Here is a 16,406-nt window from a genome sequence, read left to right on the forward strand (position 1 = left end):
TTCTACCTAGCCAACTATGCGAGTCTTGTGACGAGCCCAGTAAATACTTCAATCTAATAAATGTATTTACCTAGTGGGTTGAACAGTTGACTCACGCCTTTAGTGAAGTACAACGCATCACTTGAAACGGTTAAACAGACACAACCTTCTTTTGTTGCAGGTTGATGAGTGTGATTGCCGTCCAACCAGATGAAGTCACCTTTGTTGTAGACGCCCATTTCGTCTTCGAAACTGCCTTCTAGAAGAAGCGTGATCTCGAAGCCTTTGTGGGTGTGACAAGGCACTTGTCCATCTTTGTCGATGTGCAACAAGCTGGTGTGGTGTGCTTCGTCAGCAAAATCGAGTCTTGCTCGTGAAATTTTGCCTAGGTTCATCCAGTCCTTTCTCGCGACTGAGTTGAGGGCGCGAGGAATTGTGAATGTTGTGTCTGCGACGGTTACTTTCTGAACCTCTGGAGTCAATTCAACTGACTGTGAAGCATCGGCTGTGATTTGCTCAATCGCGTCAAAATCAAAATCCATGTCGTCCATTGAGAAGTTGTCTAGATCTTCATTTGAGAAGACTGGCTCTGCGTCAAATGCACTATTCGCCGCTTCAGCAGTGAGCTGCTTAACTTGTTGTTGGCAGTGTTCACACAGTTCTACATGGCTAGAAACAATCAAAGAAACTGAATCAGCCAGCGTGCCATCGACGAAGTCTTTCAAGATTGCCGCGTTTGGGTGATGTTTAATCATGGTCTTGTTCCCCCATGTGAACTTTTAATTTTGCTAAAGCGAGTCTTAAACGTGATTTCACCGTTCCAAGTGGGACGCCAAGTTGCTGAGCGAGTTGCTCTTGAGAGAGCTCTTGAAAATAGACACCTTTGACGATGGTTTTCTGAGCGAGAGGCAATTTCTCTATCTGAGTCATTACGTGTCGACTCATCAAATGATCACCAAATGGCAAATCTTCGCTTTGAGACTCGGCTACCATCGCATCGATTGGCCAGATATCGTCGGCTATCGTTTGTTCGGCTTTCGCTTTCACTTTACGCAACATGTCGAATGCTGCATTACGCATTACCGTGTAGACCCAAGTGGTCGCAGCGCCTTTATCTGCATTGTAGAGATGTGCTTTCTTCCAAACATTAGTCATCGTGTCTTGAACTAGCTCGTTGGCAGCAGCTTCGCCACCCAACTTACTGATACCAAAACGCTTAATCTTAGGAGCGAAGAACTTGAACAAACAGGTGAACGCCTGCTTGTCTCGGTCTGTACCAACCAACACCAACCAGCTTGAGAGCTCTGTAGGTACTTTGTTGTCTGTAGGTACTTTGTTATCGGGAATAATGACATGCTCCTTGCCGTTCCCTGAACTTCTGCTTTCCATTTGCATAGTAACTAACCATCATGCGAATTTGATAGGCACTACGTGAAAGGAGAAAGTCGGGATCACTTTAATTTAAATTAATTTCTACTATACAAAATTATAGTGAAGAAAAGTGCTTATTGCCCCGTAATGATTTGATTCAAAAAAGGAACTAGAGACGGAAAACTGGCTGGCTCAGTAAATTCTGTTTTCTTTTCCAATGGGATAGGCATCATTTCGAGCAATCGCGCACAAATCCATTGTGGGCTCTCGAAATCTGGAGTGGGATAGAGTGTTCTTATCGAATCGTGGTCACGAAACAACTGAACCAAAAAAGCGGTAAACACGTTAGGCACTTTATATTCATGGGCTGGCCAGTGGGGTAACGAGCTGAACTTACTTTTAATCAGGTCATCATCGTCTCGAAACGACCCGTGCAACTGCACTAATTTTTCGCCTTCGACATCAATTTCTAATATTTGGTCATCCGACATATTGAAGTCAACGATGCACACCTTTGTTCCCCAAGAGCTGAGGTGACCAGAGCTAGAGTTGTCTTGAGTGGCAATAATGAAACCATCTCCCTGCGCTGCGTGAGCAACCATCGCGAGGTACTTTGGCTCAAAAATGCGCAGTCTTTGTCTGCCTCCCGGTAAAAGGAAGATGGGGAGGGGAAACACTGCGAGCTCTAGAGAAGACTCTACGGGTGTTTCTGGTTCGGCGTCTGTCCGTGTGGTCTTCCTAGGTGAATTCGGCACATAGTACTCCTTAGTTCAGATGTGATTTGAGAAGATATACGCGGGGAGGGTGGTGTTCGATCAATTCGCTTCGGCTTATGTTTGCAAAGGGATAGGTATTTTGTTGCACCTGTTCATAAATTCATTGTTTTTACCTTTTTTCATACGCGTCATTAGGTAATATATGTACAAATAGTAAGCGAATGGGTAGTCGCCAGACGATGCTTCTATCTGACGTTCTTCTATACCTAACATCGCATCAAAGGAATGGTCATGATTGTTATTTATGGTATCAAAGAGTGCTTAAATCCAATTAAGTTGCAGCTCTCTAATGTGTTGCAGCAGTGCTTAAACAGTGAAATGGGTTTACCCGATGACAAGCGAGCACATCGGTTTGTGCCATTGGAACGAGATGACTTTTTTTACCCGGAAGGAAGAACAGAAGCTTATACCGTCATTGAGATCAACATGATGGAAGGTCGAGCGGTAAACACCAAAAAGCGCTTAATTAAGAAGATATTTTCTGAGATAGAGAAGCAGTTAGCTATCTCTCCAATTGATATTGAAATCACCATTAAGGAACAGCCATCGCACTGTTGGGGATTTCGAGGCATGACCGGCGATGAAGCTCAAGATCTGAAGTATAAAGTGAAGGTTTAGAGTTAACTCTTAACACGTAAGACTTAAGCCCACCTATCGAGTGACGGCTTTGGAATTTGATGCCAAAGCCGTTTTCCTAGTTCTCGACACTAACCTTTAAGCATCTAAGTATCGTCACTCTCTTTTAAATACTGATGCCAATTTTCATTGATCACGTCAAAGTGCTCAACGCAGAACTCTTTTCGGTCTTTCAAATAGTCGTTTTCCACTTCATCGAGCAAGTTCTTATAGGCATCAGGATCGCTGCCATACACTAAGCATAACGTGGAGAAGTAACGCTGCAGGTCGAAACTGTGCTCGTCGATGTATTCCCCCAAGTCGTAATACTCCGGGCGGTCTTCTGACTCGAAAGCGAACATGTCTGCAGCGCTGATAGCAGCGTCGGCCCCATGCTCTACGTAGTTAAGTAGTAGCACCGTCGCTAGGTTATCAACTGCATCTTCTTCTTTACCCAATATGGCAATGTTCTGATCTTCGATATACGCATGCCCAGCTTCGTGTAGTAGGGTGTGCAGCAAGGTATCGATAGCGCCAGTTTGCGCAGATTTCCCATACTCTTTTTCGTATTGGTTCTTCTCAAAGTAATTGAGTGACTCAGCGTAAAAGCTATAAGGGATCAGCACTTGATGGGATTGCGGATCGTAGAGCGGTCCTTCTTCCCCGCCATATTGAATGGTTAATGGCTTCTCAAACATGAACCGTTGGTTGGATAGGTCGACCACGGTGTCATTAACGCCACTGCTTTGAATCTCTCGTTTGAGCTGTTCTTCTTCGGTATTTTGCGGTGTAGAGTACTCGACGAGCAGGTTACTTTGGGTTGTTTGTTCACTAGATGCATAAGTTGTGGCAAACATTGCACTCAGGGCTAGGCTGCAGGTCAATGTTCGTTTCAATAATGTCATCGGCTATCCTTGTGATTACATGGTGAATCAGAGTCGTGCAGGGGGTAACAACGCCAAGCTGTGTACCCTGATTTAGTTATTGCGTTAGAGTATAAGTTTAGACGGAATTTTGATGCATCGAGAACTGCAATTTTTGAAGTAGACGCTATCCTATCAAGGAATAATCCGCTTAGAGTTTCGCCACAAAGAATAGGCAAGCTGAATGAGCGGTGTCGATGTGATTCGTTTCTGTTGGTAATTAACAGATAAATTTCGGTTCAACAGAACCCTTGTGCTATACTCCGCGCCCCAATCCGAATTGGCTTGTTTAATCTTAGGAAATTATTATGAGTGTTAAAAACGAACTTCAACAAATTAACAACCGTCTAGACAAGTGTCGCCACAAGTTAGATGCTGCTAAAACTCGTAATGATCGTCCTGTTGTTCGTCAGTTCGAGGAAGAGATTAAGAAGCTAACTAAGAAAATTGCCCAGCTTAAACACAAAGAAAGCTACGATGTGAACCAAGAGCGTAAGTCTCTGGTTGATATGCCATTTAGCCGTGAAATCACTAAGGCTGAGCAAGCGGATATGGGTAAACTTAAAAAGTCAGTTAAAGGACTCGTCATTGTTCACCCAATGACGAAGATCGGTAAAGAACTTCGCATTGAGGTTATGACTGGTTACGCGCCGAAAAAATTCTAATTACCAGCGATGGTGATGAAAGAGGAGCTAGAAATAGCTCCTTTTTGCTTTTTTAGGTATTAAGAAAGCAGAGTCAGCGGCATTGATACTCACGCCGTTTTCAACTTTTAGGAGGTGATTGTTGTCACAAATCCTTTTATCTCCTATAAAAGTTAACGTGCTACTAACATGGCACTAAGCGATCGCAGTAATGTGTTCGCTTTTCGAATCCACACTTTCTCTCCAGTTTGTATAAATATAGGTAGAGCAGCACAAATAATTACAGATAAAACTAGACTCATTAGGGAAGATGAGAACGTAAAAAAATAGAGGTTATATGAATCAATTAATTTCAATTGGACCATTAGAATCCTTCCTAATCGCGATTAGTGTTTTGTTTCTAGGTCATTTCGTCAATGCAAAGCTTCCGATTCTCAAAAAGTACAACATTCCAGAGCCCATTGTCGGCGGCTTGATTGTCGCTTTTGCTATTACAGCCCTGCACTTTAACGGCCTTGATCTTGAGTTTTCTTTGCCCCTGCAGAACACGTTTATGTTGATGTTCTTTGCAACGGTCGGTCTTGCGGCGAACTACACGCAGCTGATAAAAGGTGGTGCTAAGGTATTCCTATTCTTAGGGGTAGCGTCGGTTTACATCATTATCCAAAACGGTGTAGGCGTAACCTTAGCTACGGCACTAGGCCTTGAACCCTTGATGGGTTTGATTGCTGGCTCTATCACCCTTTCGGGCGGTCACGGCACAGGCGCGGCTTGGTCTCAAACTTTTGCAGACACGTTTGGCATTGCAAATACGCTAGAAATCGCGATGGCTTCAGCGACCTTTGGTTTGATCATCGGTGGTATTATCGGTAGCCCAGTGGCGCAAAAGCTGATTGATAAAAACCAGCTTGAATCTGAGTACGGCACTGGCACGCAAACGCATGAACGCTTCCCTGAACTTGTTACTTACAACGAGTATGAAGAAGACAAAGTGACGGCGAAGAAGGTGATTGAAGTGTTGTTCATCCTTCTTATCTGTATCACGGGTGCGAAGTACCTAGAGCAGTGGGTGGCGACTTTTGAAATTTCTTGGTTGATGATTCCTGACTTCGTTTACGCGTTGTTTATCGGTGTGTTCATCACTAACGTGTTTGAAGTGACTAAGCTGCATAAGACTGACAGCGAAACGGTCGATATTCTTGGTACGGTGTCATTGTCACTGTTTCTAGCAATGGCGCTAATGAGCCTTAAGCTTTGGAACATCTTTGACCTTGCGATTCCGTTCTTGGTTATCCTTGCGGTTCAGGCGGTGGTGTTAGGTATCTTCTCTTACTTTGTGACGTTTAAAGTAATGGGTTCTAACTACGACGCAGCGGTTATGGCAGGTGGTCACTGTGGTTTCGGCCTAGGTGCAACACCAACAGCGGTAATGAACATGGGCTCTTTGGTGAATCGTTACGGTCCATCGCCACAAGCCTTCATGGTGGTGCCAATTGTTGGTGCCTTCTTTATCGATATCGTTAACCTGATTATCCTTCAGGGTTACATCTCGTTTATCGGTTAATGTTCGCCTGTGCTTAAATGCGATGAGCTCATCGCACTAAGATGAACACAAGAAAGCCAGTCTGTTGACTGGCTTTTTTATTGCTTGCTTATACTCGAGTTGCTCTAGTATAAGCATCAAATTTTCCCGAATTTGATGTGCATTTTTGTGTTGAATACAGCCGAACTATGTAATGAGTCGACGGCTTCTACACCTTTGTACTTATGATGGTGAACTGATTTGCAACTCCTTTAATAAAGGAAATGCAGCCTTGATGTGCTCTCCCGTGACAATGAAGCCAACCAACTGGTTATCTTCATTGAAGCCCTTAGCGACAATGCCTTTAGGATCGAATCGAGTTTCCCAGCTCTGAGCTGTGTGAATATCGCGCCCTGCTAGCTGAATCGGGTAACTCGGTGTTTTCACCTTGGTGATCATATGAGGCAAGCTGAGCTTTGCTTCGCCCACTTTGATCTCGCCTTTACCCATAGTCAGCTGCTTCGCCAATACGTTTGCCGACAAGATTGCTGGCTGCAAATAGGCCATCACACGACCTTCAATTTCAGCGCAATCACCAATCGCATACACATTGTTGGCGCTGGTTTTTAGGGTGTCATCAACTACAATGCCTCTGCTGATCTCGATTCCCGCTTGCGTGGCTAAAGCCGTATTTGGCCTTAATCCTGCTGCGGCAATCACGATATCTGCTCGTATTAATCGAGAGGCGGTAGTTTGTAGCCTGACTCCATCGTGGAGGTAAGTCACTCTACAAATCGCAGAGTCGGTTTCGACGGTAACCCCTGCTTTTGCCAGCTCCCTTTCCAACTCAAGTGAAACGAAAGGCGGCACAAGGCTGTTCAATAGATAACTTGCGGGTTCGATAATCGTGACATCTTTGCCCGCAGTTTGAAGGTCGAATGCAAGCTCGACCCCAATCAAGCCTCCACCGATCACAGTGATACGTTGAGCTTCATCGATCTGAGCTTTGTGTTTATCGAACTCTTCCAAGCTATTTAGCGTAATGGTCGCGCTGCGTTTAAGCCCTTTCGCTGGGGGTATGAAAGGTGTAGCCCCCGTTGCTAATACCAACTTCGAATAGTGGATGATTTGCCCGTCAACATGAACACACTGCTGCTTGGTATCGATTTCACTGACTAAAGCCTTGGTTTTGATGACCACGTTGTACTGCTCAGCTAATTGCTGAGCGTTATTAACGGCTAACGACTGTGGTGTTTGAGCTTGGCTGAATGCGTGTGAAAGATTTGGCTTACTGTACTCAATCCCTGCATCTGCCGTGATCATGGTAATCGCGACATCTTGGTCAATTTTACGTACCATCTTTATGGTTTGTAGGGCGGCGAAACCACCGCCCACAATCACAATGTTCGACATGTTACTTCTCCACAAACACTTCTTTACCTAAATGGCATTCAGGGCAAAGGAAATCATCTGGCACTTGTGCCCATGGTGTTCCGGGTTCAACGCCTTGGTAGGGTTCACCCAGTTGTGGGTCGTACACCCATTCACACACAGTACAGCGCCAGCAAGTGCAATCTGCGCTATGTACAGGCTTATCTTGCGCTTCTTCTGACTTCTGCTCTGTCGTGTCTTTTAGCTCTGTTGGGGTGCTTGTCGGTGCTGATTCAATACGTTGAACGTTGCGCTCAACTTGTTTAGGCTCACTAACCTCGTCCGCATCGGTGCGCCAAACCTCGGCCAGTGTCATCCCGTAGTCAATACATTGACGAAGTGCGTCTGTATCTGGTTTCCAGTGGATGTGCTGAGGTGCGCTCACCTCGAAGTTGGCTTCACGTAAGCGAGCATCGATGCGTTTTACTGCGCCGCCAGTCCAACCTGAAGAGCCAAATGCTGCGGCTCTTTTTCCTGCAAAGCGCAGGCCGTGTATTTCTTCAAGTAGCGCGGCGATTTGCGGCATCATCACGTTGTTCATGGTCGATGAGCCAACAAGTACACCCTTCGAGCGGAAGACATTGGCAAGGATGTCATTCTTGTCGTGCTTAGAAATATTGAAGACCTTGATTGCCGTTTCTGGACTGCCTTTACGGATACCCTTTGCGATCGCGTCAGCCATCATGCGAGTGTTGTTGGACATGGTGTCGTAGACAATCGTGATGCGATCTTCTTTGTAGGCTTTCGACCACTCGTAATATTGCTCAACGATTTGAGTCGCGTTGTCGCGCCAAATACAGCCGTGAGAGGTTGCAATGACATCGATCGGCACGCCTAAGCTCAGCACTTCTTCAATCTTTGCTTTAACTAGCGGCGCAAACGGTGTCAGGATGTTCGAGAAGTAACGCAGACATTGTTCATGTAGTTCAACTTGGTCTAGCTGGTCATTGAATAGGTTTTCGTCACAGTAGTGTTGGCCGAAAGCGTCGTTACTAAACAGGACTTCATCACCGGTTAAGTAAGTCGCCATTGAGTCTGGCCAGTGCAGCATTTTCATCTCAACGAAGATAAGTTGCTTGCCGTTCCCCACATCGAGCGTATCGCCAGTTTTGACGGTTCTGAAATTCCAGTCTGGTTGGTGGTGATGACCAACAATGGAATTTACACCCGCTTCAGTGCAATAAACTGGCGTGTTCGGAATTTTAGCAAGCAGCGCAGAGAGCGCGCCTGAGTGGTCTTCTTCGGCGTGCTGACAAATGATGTAGTCGATCTCATTGATATCGATTTCCATCTCTAGGTTTGCAAGGAATTGCTCAGTAAAGCGATGATCGACAGTATCGACAAGCACTGTCTTCTCTTCACGGATCAGGTATGAGTTATAGCTCGTGCCTTTGTTCATGTGGTATTCCTTACCGTGGAAGTGCTCGGTTTCCCAATCGTGGACGCCGACCCAATGAACATTTGATTTAACGTGAATAGTCATAATGATAATACCTTATTGAAATATCTAAGGCTCTCATTGCACTAGTCGTGCCATGTTTTTAAGTTGCTGTTTTAGTTGTCTTTGTTTGCTTTTTGAGCTCTATTTTGTGTCTTTATGACTTGTTGATTTTTGTAATCATATTGATTTTAATGTGTCTTTATGACTTGGTGGCAGGTAGTGGTTTGGATAAATAACAGATACAAAAAAGGCCAGACGAGCGTCTGGCCAAATAAAGCAGTGCGATTTGTTTGTGTCAGCTATTACAGATCAGTGTCTGTTATAGCGTAGTAACGACTTCATCAAGAGCTAGGCGCGCTTTTGGTTTGCCGTAGTTGTAGTCTTCGCCGTCTTTGTGGTAGCCAATAGCCAATGCTACATCAACAATGTGACCTTCTAGTTCGTCAGCAAACTCTTCGCTGATCATAGCTGCGTCTACACCTTCCATAGGCGTTGAAGCGATACCTAGACGAGCTAGTGTGTGCAGCGTGTTACCTAGTGCGATGTAAACTTGAGACTTAGTCCAGTTACCGTTGAAACCTGTTTCGTCTGTGTTCATTTCTGCGAATGCGTAAGCACCTAAGAATTGCTCGTACATTTCAGCTGGTAGGTGACCAGAGCTTACTTCTGTATCAGCACGCTTCGCGAATTTCTCTTTAGTGTACTTAGGATCGTGAGCAAACAGGATCGTGTGTGACGCTTCTTTCGCATGTGGTTGGTTAAACTGGAACATGTTTTCGAAAGTATTGTGGAAGCGTTGTTTTGCTGCGTCACTCTCAATGATGATGAATTTCCAAGGCTGAGAGTTGATAGAAGAAGCTGACAAGCGAAGTGCTTCTTTGATTACTTCCATGTCTTCCGCAGAGATGCGTTTTTCTGCATCGTATTTTTTAGCTGTGTAACGAGTGTTTAGATCAGTAATGATTGGATGAGTCATGTTGAATCCTAATATCTATCAATAATAAATGTTGTAGGGTTTTATGTTCAGTCACGTCAACAATAAACGGATAACGAATTTAAACGAATCTCTATAGATTGAACGTCTAAATAGTTATCGAACATGCCCCAATAAATCGAGTATCTGCGGTAGCTCAAGTCGATGGGTGTAAGATAATAGAAGAATGACTCGGGAAAAATAGCGAACATATCAAATCACTATGGTTAATAATGTCCATAATGATTCGATAAATGTGATCTTAATGGAGGTGGAATCTCTAGATTCAGTAGCTTAGTAAGCCTTGATACCATATTGGCGCAATAATGGCGGAAGTACGCTGTCTAGGTTGGGGATATCTTCTGGCGTGATTTCGATTAGACCAAAACCATGCTCTTCATAGATTTTTCTCGTCGCTTCACGTTTATCTTCGGCGATGGGCGCAGAATCGGTTCCCCAGAACTGGATGTATACTTTGCCACTTGGTAGATAAAAATCGCTGATCACTTCTTTTGATATCGGAAGCGGACGCTCGTACGCATGAACCACTCCTGCCATATAAAGCCAGTTATCGATGATCAGCTCTCCCTTTGATCGAACATAATGCCCATCTAAGCTTCGGTGCTTCGCCTCGAATTTCTGACGAAAACTGGAGAATGACACATCGGTTGAGTGGCTTTCAGCATCATGCCCCAGGAATTCAACAACAGACTGCTTTAAACGTTTATTGCGAACCAGTGAGTCGTGCCATACCACGAATAAGTTTTGAGTCGCTTTGTCTTCCCTTTGTTCACCTCCGGCTTTTAGGCCTGTAGAGGTAACGTGCCAGCCGTCTTCTTCTTTTGTTATCCAACCAAGCTCGTTGAGCAGTAAGTTGATTTTCTTTGCGCTGAGTTGAAAGGCGCTACCAAGCTGGGTGGCGGTGAGAGTTTTCCCTGAGAATGACTCCAAATCGATAAGCAGTTTCTCTGGCCAGACAATAAAGACACCAAACTTCTTGTGTTCGACATATTTCCCACCAAAGCTTTCTCCCCGCTCAGTGAGAATCCAACGCTCTTGTGAACGCACTATATAGCCCGCTGTTTTTAGATCGCTAAATAAAGCTTTAGCTTCTATGCCTTTTTGTTTAGCGAGTGCGGATGTGGAAATTTTGTCTGACATAGTCTTTTCTCAAATAGCGGAGTGATCAGCTGATGGGTGTTGGAGATATATATGATGCGTTAGCGTTGGTAAATACCATATCACATCTATCAATACTAACTGCAGTTCAGTGGTCTATGTTTTTAGTAGAGCGTTAGGTCTCGTTTTGTATTTTTAGCAAAATGTAACTTAATCTGTAATTAAATTACGAATATAGAGGTTTTGCTCATCTGGATGCATATTTTATATACGTGACACGATGTTTTTTTATACGGTTTATATAGATCTTAGATGCTATATTTTATTAAGTGTGATTTTGATCACTATTTATTTTTAAGTATTACAAAATAAAATGTGATCCTGATCATGTGTTAATGATATTTATTCTCATTGATTTGGCTTTGTAATTTAAATTCATGGTGTTTTTGTGATCTAAGGTGTGCTTGTTAACCCGAAAGTGTTTTTCGTGTGTGATGGATATCACGAAAGTTGGGCTAAGGTGCATTTTGGAAATGTTGTGATACATTTTAATCGACTTTTGAGTACACACTTTCGGTCATTTGACCAACCAATACATTACGGGGTTCTACCTATGTTATCACCAGAAGCAAAGATTAAGGTTCAAAACTTTGGTCGTTTCTTATCCAATATGGTAATGCCAAACATCGGCGCATTTATTGCGTGGGGTTTCATTACTGCACTATTCATTCCAACAGGTTGGTGGCCTAACGAAACGTTAGCATCAATGGTTGGTCCTATGATTACATACCTACTGCCACTATTGATTGGTTACACCGGTGGTAAAATGGTTGGTGGTGACCGCGGTGCGGTAGTGGGCGCTATCACAACAATGGGTGTTATCGTTGGTACTGATATCCCAATGTTCATGGGTGCAATGATTGTAGGTCCACTAGGTGGTATCGCAATTAAGAAATTCGATGAAGCTGTTCACGGTAAAGTGAAGAGTGGTTTCGAAATGCTAGTGAACAACTTCTCTGCCGGTATCATCGGCATGATCTGTGCGATCATCGCGTTCATCGTGATTGGTCCTGCGGTTAAGATTCTGTCTGGCGGACTTGCGGCTGGTGTAAACGCAATGGTAGAAGCGGGTGCACTACCTCTAGCATCTATCTTTGTTGAACCTGCGAAAATCTTATTCCTAAATAACGCAATCAACCACGGTATCTTCTCTCCACTAGGTATCCAGCAATCTGAAGAGATGGGTCGCTCTATCTTCTTCCTAATCGAAGCAAACCCAGGTCCTGGTTTTGGTCTTCTACTTGCTTACATGGTGTTTGGTAAAGGTAGCGCGAAGCAATCTGCTGCTGGTGCATCTATCATCCACTTCCTAGGTGGTATCCACGAAATTTACTTCCCTTACGTTCTAATGAACCCACGTCTAATTCTTGCGGTGATCGCAGGTGGTATGGCGGGTGTATTCACTAACGTAATGTTCGATTCTGGCCTTATCTCTCCAGCATCTCCAGGTTCTATCTTCGCAGTCTTACTGATGACGCCAAAAGGCTCTTACATCGGCGTGATTCTATCGGTTATCGCAGCAACAGCAGTATCTTTCTTAGTGGCTTCAATTCTGCTTAAGACTTCAGCTCAAGATGACGACGAAGAGTCTCTAGAAAAAGCTTCTGCACAAATGAAAGACATGAAAGCGTCTTCTAAAGGTGCAGCATCAGAAGCAAACGTAAACCTAGCGGATGTAAAAGCAGTTTATGTAGCGTGTGATGCGGGTATGGGTTCAAGTGCAATGGGTGCAGGTCTACTACGTAAGAAAGTAGCAACAGCTGGCCTAGACATTGAAGTGACCAACTACGCAATCAACAACCTACCGGCTGATTCGCAAATCGTTATTACGCATAAAGACCTAACAGACCGTGCTCGTAGCACTGTGCCAGGTGCGATGCATATGTCTCTAAGCAACTTCCTAGACGGCGGCGTATACGACCAACTAGTTGCAGAACTTGTCGATGCTCAAAGTGGTGAAGCGAAAGTAGAAGCTCCGGCGCCTGCAGCAGCTCCAGCGCAAGAAGGCAACAAGCTTGCACTCACTGACGACAGCATCTTCCTTGGCCTTAAAGCGACTCAAAAAGAAGACGCAATCAAGTTTGCTGGCGAACAATTAGTAAAACTTGGCAACGTATCACCAGAATACGTAGACGGCATGTTTGCTCGTGAAGAGCTTGTGTCTACTTACCTAGGTGAGTCTATCGCAGTACCACACGGCACAATCGAAGCGAAACAGTACGTACAAAAAACCGGCATCGTTTTCTGTCAGTACCCTGAAGGTATTCAGTGGGGCGAAGATGAAGATGATATCGCGAAGATGGTTATCGGTATTGCCGCACAAGGCGATGAGCACAACATGGTGCTGATGGCTATTACCAATTCACTCGATGATGAAGAAGCTGTGGAATGCCTACAGAACACAACAAACCCTGCTGATGTTCTACGTATTCTCAACGGAAACTAAAAAGCTCTAGTCAAGCTCCTGAGTGAAGGAGGCCGGTATCCCCCTACTGGCCTCATTTTCGGTCTTAATCTTTCTAACAAGATTCAGTCTGAATAGCTTACTGCTTAATGCCTAGGGCACATCGTCAAGGCATGTTGTTGAGCAGTTAGCTATCTAGATTCAAATATTTATAAGGTCAAAATTATGAAAGCGTTACATTTTGGTGCAGGTAATATCGGTCGTGGTTTCATTGGTAAGCTTCTTTCTGATGCTGGTATGAAGGTTACGTTTGCTGACGTAAATGAAACGGTTGTAAATGCGTTAATTGAACGCCAAGAATACCCAGTTAAGATTGTTGGCGAAGAGTGTGTTGTCGAAGTTGTTAAGAACGTGACAGCAGTAAACTCAGCAACAAGCGCAGTAGTAGATTGCATTGCTGAGTCTGATCTTGTGACGACTGCAGTGGGTCCTACGGTTCTTAAAATCATCTCTAAGTCTATCGCTCAAGGCATTGAAAAGCGTGCAGCAGCAAACAACACTGCACCAATGAACATCATCGCGGCAGAGAACATGGTTCGCGGTACTAGCCAATTAAAAGCAGCCGTGTTAGAGCACCTTTCTGATGAAATGAAAGCCTTCACTGAAGAGCACATTGGCTTTGTTGATTCTGCGGTTGACCGTATTGTTCCACCGGCAGAAGCGGGCGAAACAGACCCTCTAGCGGTAACGGTTGAGACGTTCAGCGAGTGGATCGTAGACCAAACACAATTTAAAGGTGAGATTCCAAACATCCCAGGTATGGAATGCACTGACAACCTAATGGCTTTCGTTGAGCGTAAACTGTTCACGCTAAACACGGGTCACTTGGTAACGGCATACCTTGGTGTGCTTGCAGGTCATGAGACTATTAAAGACTCTATCGAAGATGACGTAATCCGCGCTGAAGTAACAGCGACGATGGAAGAGAGTGGTGCGGTTCTGATTAAGCGTTATGGCTTTGCTCCAGAAGCTCACGCTGCCTACATCCAAAAGATTCTAGGTCGTTTTGCTAACCCGTTCCTACGTGATGAAGTAGACCGCGTTGGTCGTCAGCCAATTCGTAAACTGAGCCCGCAAGACCGCCTAGTTAAGCCTCTAAACGGTACATTAGAGTACGGCCTACCGAATGCTCACCTAGTAAAAGCAATCGCAGCTGCGTTCCATTACAAGAACGAAGACGACCCTCAAGCGGTTGAACTTCAAGCAATGTTCGCAGAAAAAGGCTTTGCTGAGACATTAGCGCATTATTCTGAGCTGAATAGTGACTCAGAAGTTGTTAAACTAGCGGAAGAAGCTTATCTAGCATTGAAATGATAAACCATCAAAGTGCCACACCAGTGGCACTTTCTTATTGTCGAGCCGTTATGCCAATACAAACAAGCCATGAAACTGAATTACTCGAAGCCCTTTCGGAAGCTGAGAGTGCTGGCGCCTGCCTAATGGCTGCTTACGATGCATTGGACGACACGGTAGATGCCGTATTAAAAAACATCTTTAAGAAAGACGACACTGCAATTAAGTTCGTTGTCGAGCCACTTCTCAACAGTGGTGGGCCGTTAGGCGAGATCATGATTCGTGCTAAGTTGCTACTCGGGCTTGGCGTGATCAGTAAAGAACTCTACGACGATCTCGAGGTTTTCGTTACCTTGAAAGAGTGGGCAAAAATACAGGGTGAAGACACCAGCTTCACAGAAGTTGATGTGATATTTGAGCTCAACAAGGTGCACGCGATTCAGCGTATTATGCCTATCGAATATGACGCGGAGATGGTGGAAACCATGTCTGGCCCAATGCTTGAAATGTTCTTGGGGCGACATAATCAAAAGGTGAAGTCGACGATCGTATTGGCTATCACTGACATTATTACGACCCTATGCCGAGATAACGCGCTGAGCTCTTAGCTCTAGTTTGCAGTCCTGCTTATCTTGTTTCACATCCTACATATCTTGTAGCTGTTGGTTCGTTTCAATACAAAGTTTAAAATGATGGCGGTTTCTCTCGCTGGATAAATCGCTTTGTTGTTTTTGTTCCTCTAAAAATATCCGATACCTCTCCCCATTAAATACAAAATCAACAGGCACAAAAAAAGCCACATTCAGTGGCTTTTTCTATTCAAGACAATCGATTATAGGTCTTGGATGTTCTCAGCTTCTAGCTCTTGGAAGTAGCGTAGCGTCTTAACTTTTAGCTCTTGTTGAGCTGGCTCATCAGCAACGATGATAGCTTTACGGTGCATCTGTAGAGCTGTAACAGTCCACATGTGGTTTACAGAACCTTCGATAGCCATTTGAAGCGCTTGAGCTTTGTTGTGGCCTAGAGAAAGGATCATCACTTCTTCAGCATCTAGAAGAGTCGCAACACCGATAGTTAGTGCGTATTTAGGAACTTGGTTGATGTCGCCATCGAAGAAACGAGAGTTCGCGATACGAGTGTCTTCAGTCAACGTTTTGATACGAGTGCGTGAAGATAGAGAAGAACCTGGTTCGTTGAATGCGATGTGACCGTCGATGCCTACGCCGCCCATGAATAGGTTGATTTTGCCGTATGAACGAATTTTCTCTTCGTATGCTGCACAGTGAGCATCAATGTCTTCAGCTTTGCCGTCTAGCAGGTTGATGTTTTCTGCTTGGATATCAACGTGGTTGAAGAAGTTCTCGTGCATGAATGTGCGGTAAGATTCTGGGTGGTTTGGTTCGATACCAACGTACTCATCCATGTTGAATGTTACAACGTGCTTGAAGCTTACTTCGCCAGCTTTGTAAAGTTCAATTAGCTCAGCGTAAGTAGTTAGAGGTGTGCTACCAGTAGGAAGACCTAGTACAAATGGACGCTCAGCAGTTGGAGCGAATTTGTTGATCGAATCTGCGATATGACGAGCAGCCCATTTACCTACTTTTGCTTTGTTGCTTAATGGAATAAGTCTCATTGATTTTGCCCCTAGAAATAAAATTTTATAGTGTTCTGAAACATTAATTCGCATTATAAAATAAGTTATCCAGTTCCGCTATTGTTTTAGGTCAAGTTTTTGCTTTTTTCGTCGTAACTGTGACTGGAACTCTCAAAATTGCACAATTATTGTATGGATATT

At 44.4% G+C, this 16,406-nt stretch carries 15 protein-coding genes; 6 read left to right on the forward strand and 9 right to left on the reverse strand.

The genetic code is table 11. From position 1 onward, the window contains the following. Window positions 1-53: 53 nt before the first annotated feature. The 3 genes from MSG35_RS04070 to MSG35_RS04080 all read right to left on the reverse strand — a co-directional run bounded on the left by MSG35_RS04070 (window position 54) and on the right by MSG35_RS04080 (window position 2,105). Window positions 54-734: a ChrR family anti-sigma-E factor gene (locus MSG35_RS04070; RefSeq protein ID WP_248382946.1), complete on the reverse strand. Its 681-nt coding sequence runs from the start codon at window positions 732-734 to the stop codon at window positions 54-56. Continuing rightward, window positions 727-1,374, reverse strand: coding sequence for a sigma-70 family RNA polymerase sigma factor (locus MSG35_RS04075; protein WP_248382948.1), 648 nt, complete (start codon window positions 1,372-1,374; stop codon window positions 727-729). Before MSG35_RS04075 ends, MSG35_RS04070 begins: the two co-directional genes overlap by 8 nt. A 110-nt stretch (window positions 1,375-1,484) precedes the next feature. Then, window positions 1,485-2,105 carry an LON peptidase substrate-binding domain-containing protein gene (locus MSG35_RS04080; RefSeq protein WP_059017996.1) on the reverse strand — a complete coding sequence of 207 codons (621 nt, stop codon included), beginning with the start codon at window positions 2,103-2,105 and terminating at the stop codon, window positions 1,485-1,487. A 252-nt stretch (window positions 2,106-2,357) separates the two neighbouring features. On the opposite strand from MSG35_RS04080, the gene MSG35_RS04085 reads away from it, so the two are divergent. Beyond that, entirely contained in the window at window positions 2,358-2,744 is a 387-nt protein-coding gene (locus MSG35_RS04085; RefSeq protein ID WP_017070218.1) for a tautomerase family protein, read from the forward strand. Window positions 2,745-2,848: 104 nt separating this feature from the next. Here the strand turns inward: MSG35_RS04085 and MSG35_RS04090 are convergent, their stop codons facing one another. Further along, on the reverse strand, window positions 2,849-3,646 hold the full coding sequence (locus MSG35_RS04090) for a DUF4344 domain-containing metallopeptidase (protein ID WP_248382950.1): 798 nt from the start codon (window positions 3,644-3,646) through the stop codon (window positions 2,849-2,851). A 326-nt stretch (window positions 3,647-3,972) separates the two neighbouring features. On the opposite strand from MSG35_RS04090, the gene MSG35_RS04095 reads away from it, so the two are divergent. After that, window positions 3,973-4,329: a YibL family ribosome-associated protein gene (locus tag MSG35_RS04095; RefSeq protein WP_017060971.1), complete on the forward strand. Its 357-nt coding sequence runs from the start codon at window positions 3,973-3,975 to the stop codon at window positions 4,327-4,329. Window positions 4,330-4,645: 316 nt separating this feature from the next. Beyond that, the gene (gltS, locus tag MSG35_RS04100; protein ID WP_248382952.1) at window positions 4,646-5,872 is read left to right on the forward strand and encodes a sodium/glutamate symporter; all 1,227 of its coding nucleotides are present in this window, start codon (window positions 4,646-4,648) and stop codon (window positions 5,870-5,872) included. Between the two features lie 201 nt (window positions 5,873-6,073). Here gltS and norW read toward each other — a convergent pair whose 3' ends face one another. The 4 genes from norW to MSG35_RS04120 form a co-directional block, all read right to left on the reverse strand. Next, a complete protein-coding gene (norW, locus tag MSG35_RS04105; RefSeq protein ID WP_248382953.1) occupies window positions 6,074-7,243 on the reverse strand; it encodes an NADH:flavorubredoxin reductase NorW in 1,170 nt (389 codons plus the stop codon). A 1-nt stretch (window position 7,244) separates the two neighbouring features. Continuing rightward, window positions 7,245-8,744, reverse strand: coding sequence for an anaerobic nitric oxide reductase flavorubredoxin (norV, locus tag MSG35_RS04110; RefSeq protein WP_248382955.1), 1,500 nt, complete (start codon window positions 8,742-8,744; stop codon window positions 7,245-7,247). A gap of 277 nt (window positions 8,745-9,021) precedes the next feature. Continuing rightward, complete coding sequence (locus MSG35_RS04115) at window positions 9,022-9,678, reverse strand: NAD(P)H-dependent oxidoreductase (protein WP_048614093.1); 657 nt, start codon at window positions 9,676-9,678, stop codon at window positions 9,022-9,024. 291 nt (window positions 9,679-9,969) lie between these two features. Then, window positions 9,970-10,836 (reverse strand): glycerol kinase, encoded by an 867-nt coding sequence (locus MSG35_RS04120; protein WP_248382957.1) that lies wholly within the window; start codon window positions 10,834-10,836, stop codon window positions 9,970-9,972. A 571-nt stretch (window positions 10,837-11,407) separates the two neighbouring features. Between MSG35_RS04120 and MSG35_RS04125 the strand changes: the two genes are divergently transcribed. From MSG35_RS04125 to MSG35_RS04135, 3 genes are all read left to right on the forward strand, one after another. Then, window positions 11,408-13,300: a PTS mannitol transporter subunit IICBA gene (locus MSG35_RS04125; RefSeq protein WP_248382958.1), complete on the forward strand. Its 1,893-nt coding sequence runs from the start codon at window positions 11,408-11,410 to the stop codon at window positions 13,298-13,300. Window positions 13,301-13,483: 183 nt separating this feature from the next. Then, a complete protein-coding gene (locus tag MSG35_RS04130) occupies window positions 13,484-14,632 on the forward strand; it encodes a mannitol-1-phosphate 5-dehydrogenase (protein WP_248382960.1) in 1,149 nt (382 codons plus the stop codon). Between the two features lie 50 nt (window positions 14,633-14,682). Then, window positions 14,683-15,219: an MltR family transcriptional regulator gene (locus MSG35_RS04135; RefSeq protein WP_017065079.1), complete on the forward strand. Its 537-nt coding sequence runs from the start codon at window positions 14,683-14,685 to the stop codon at window positions 15,217-15,219. A gap of 224 nt (window positions 15,220-15,443) precedes the next feature. Here the strand turns inward: MSG35_RS04135 and nagB are convergent, their stop codons facing one another. Further along, on the reverse strand, window positions 15,444-16,244 hold the full coding sequence (nagB, locus tag MSG35_RS04140; RefSeq protein ID WP_019819998.1) for a glucosamine-6-phosphate deaminase: 801 nt from the start codon (window positions 16,242-16,244) through the stop codon (window positions 15,444-15,446). Window positions 16,245-16,406: the final 162 nt, after the last annotated feature.

This window comes from Vibrio sp. 1CM23M, from assembly GCF_023161755.1.
Lineage (GTDB): Bacteria > Pseudomonadota > Gammaproteobacteria > Enterobacterales > Vibrionaceae > Vibrio > Vibrio coralliirubri.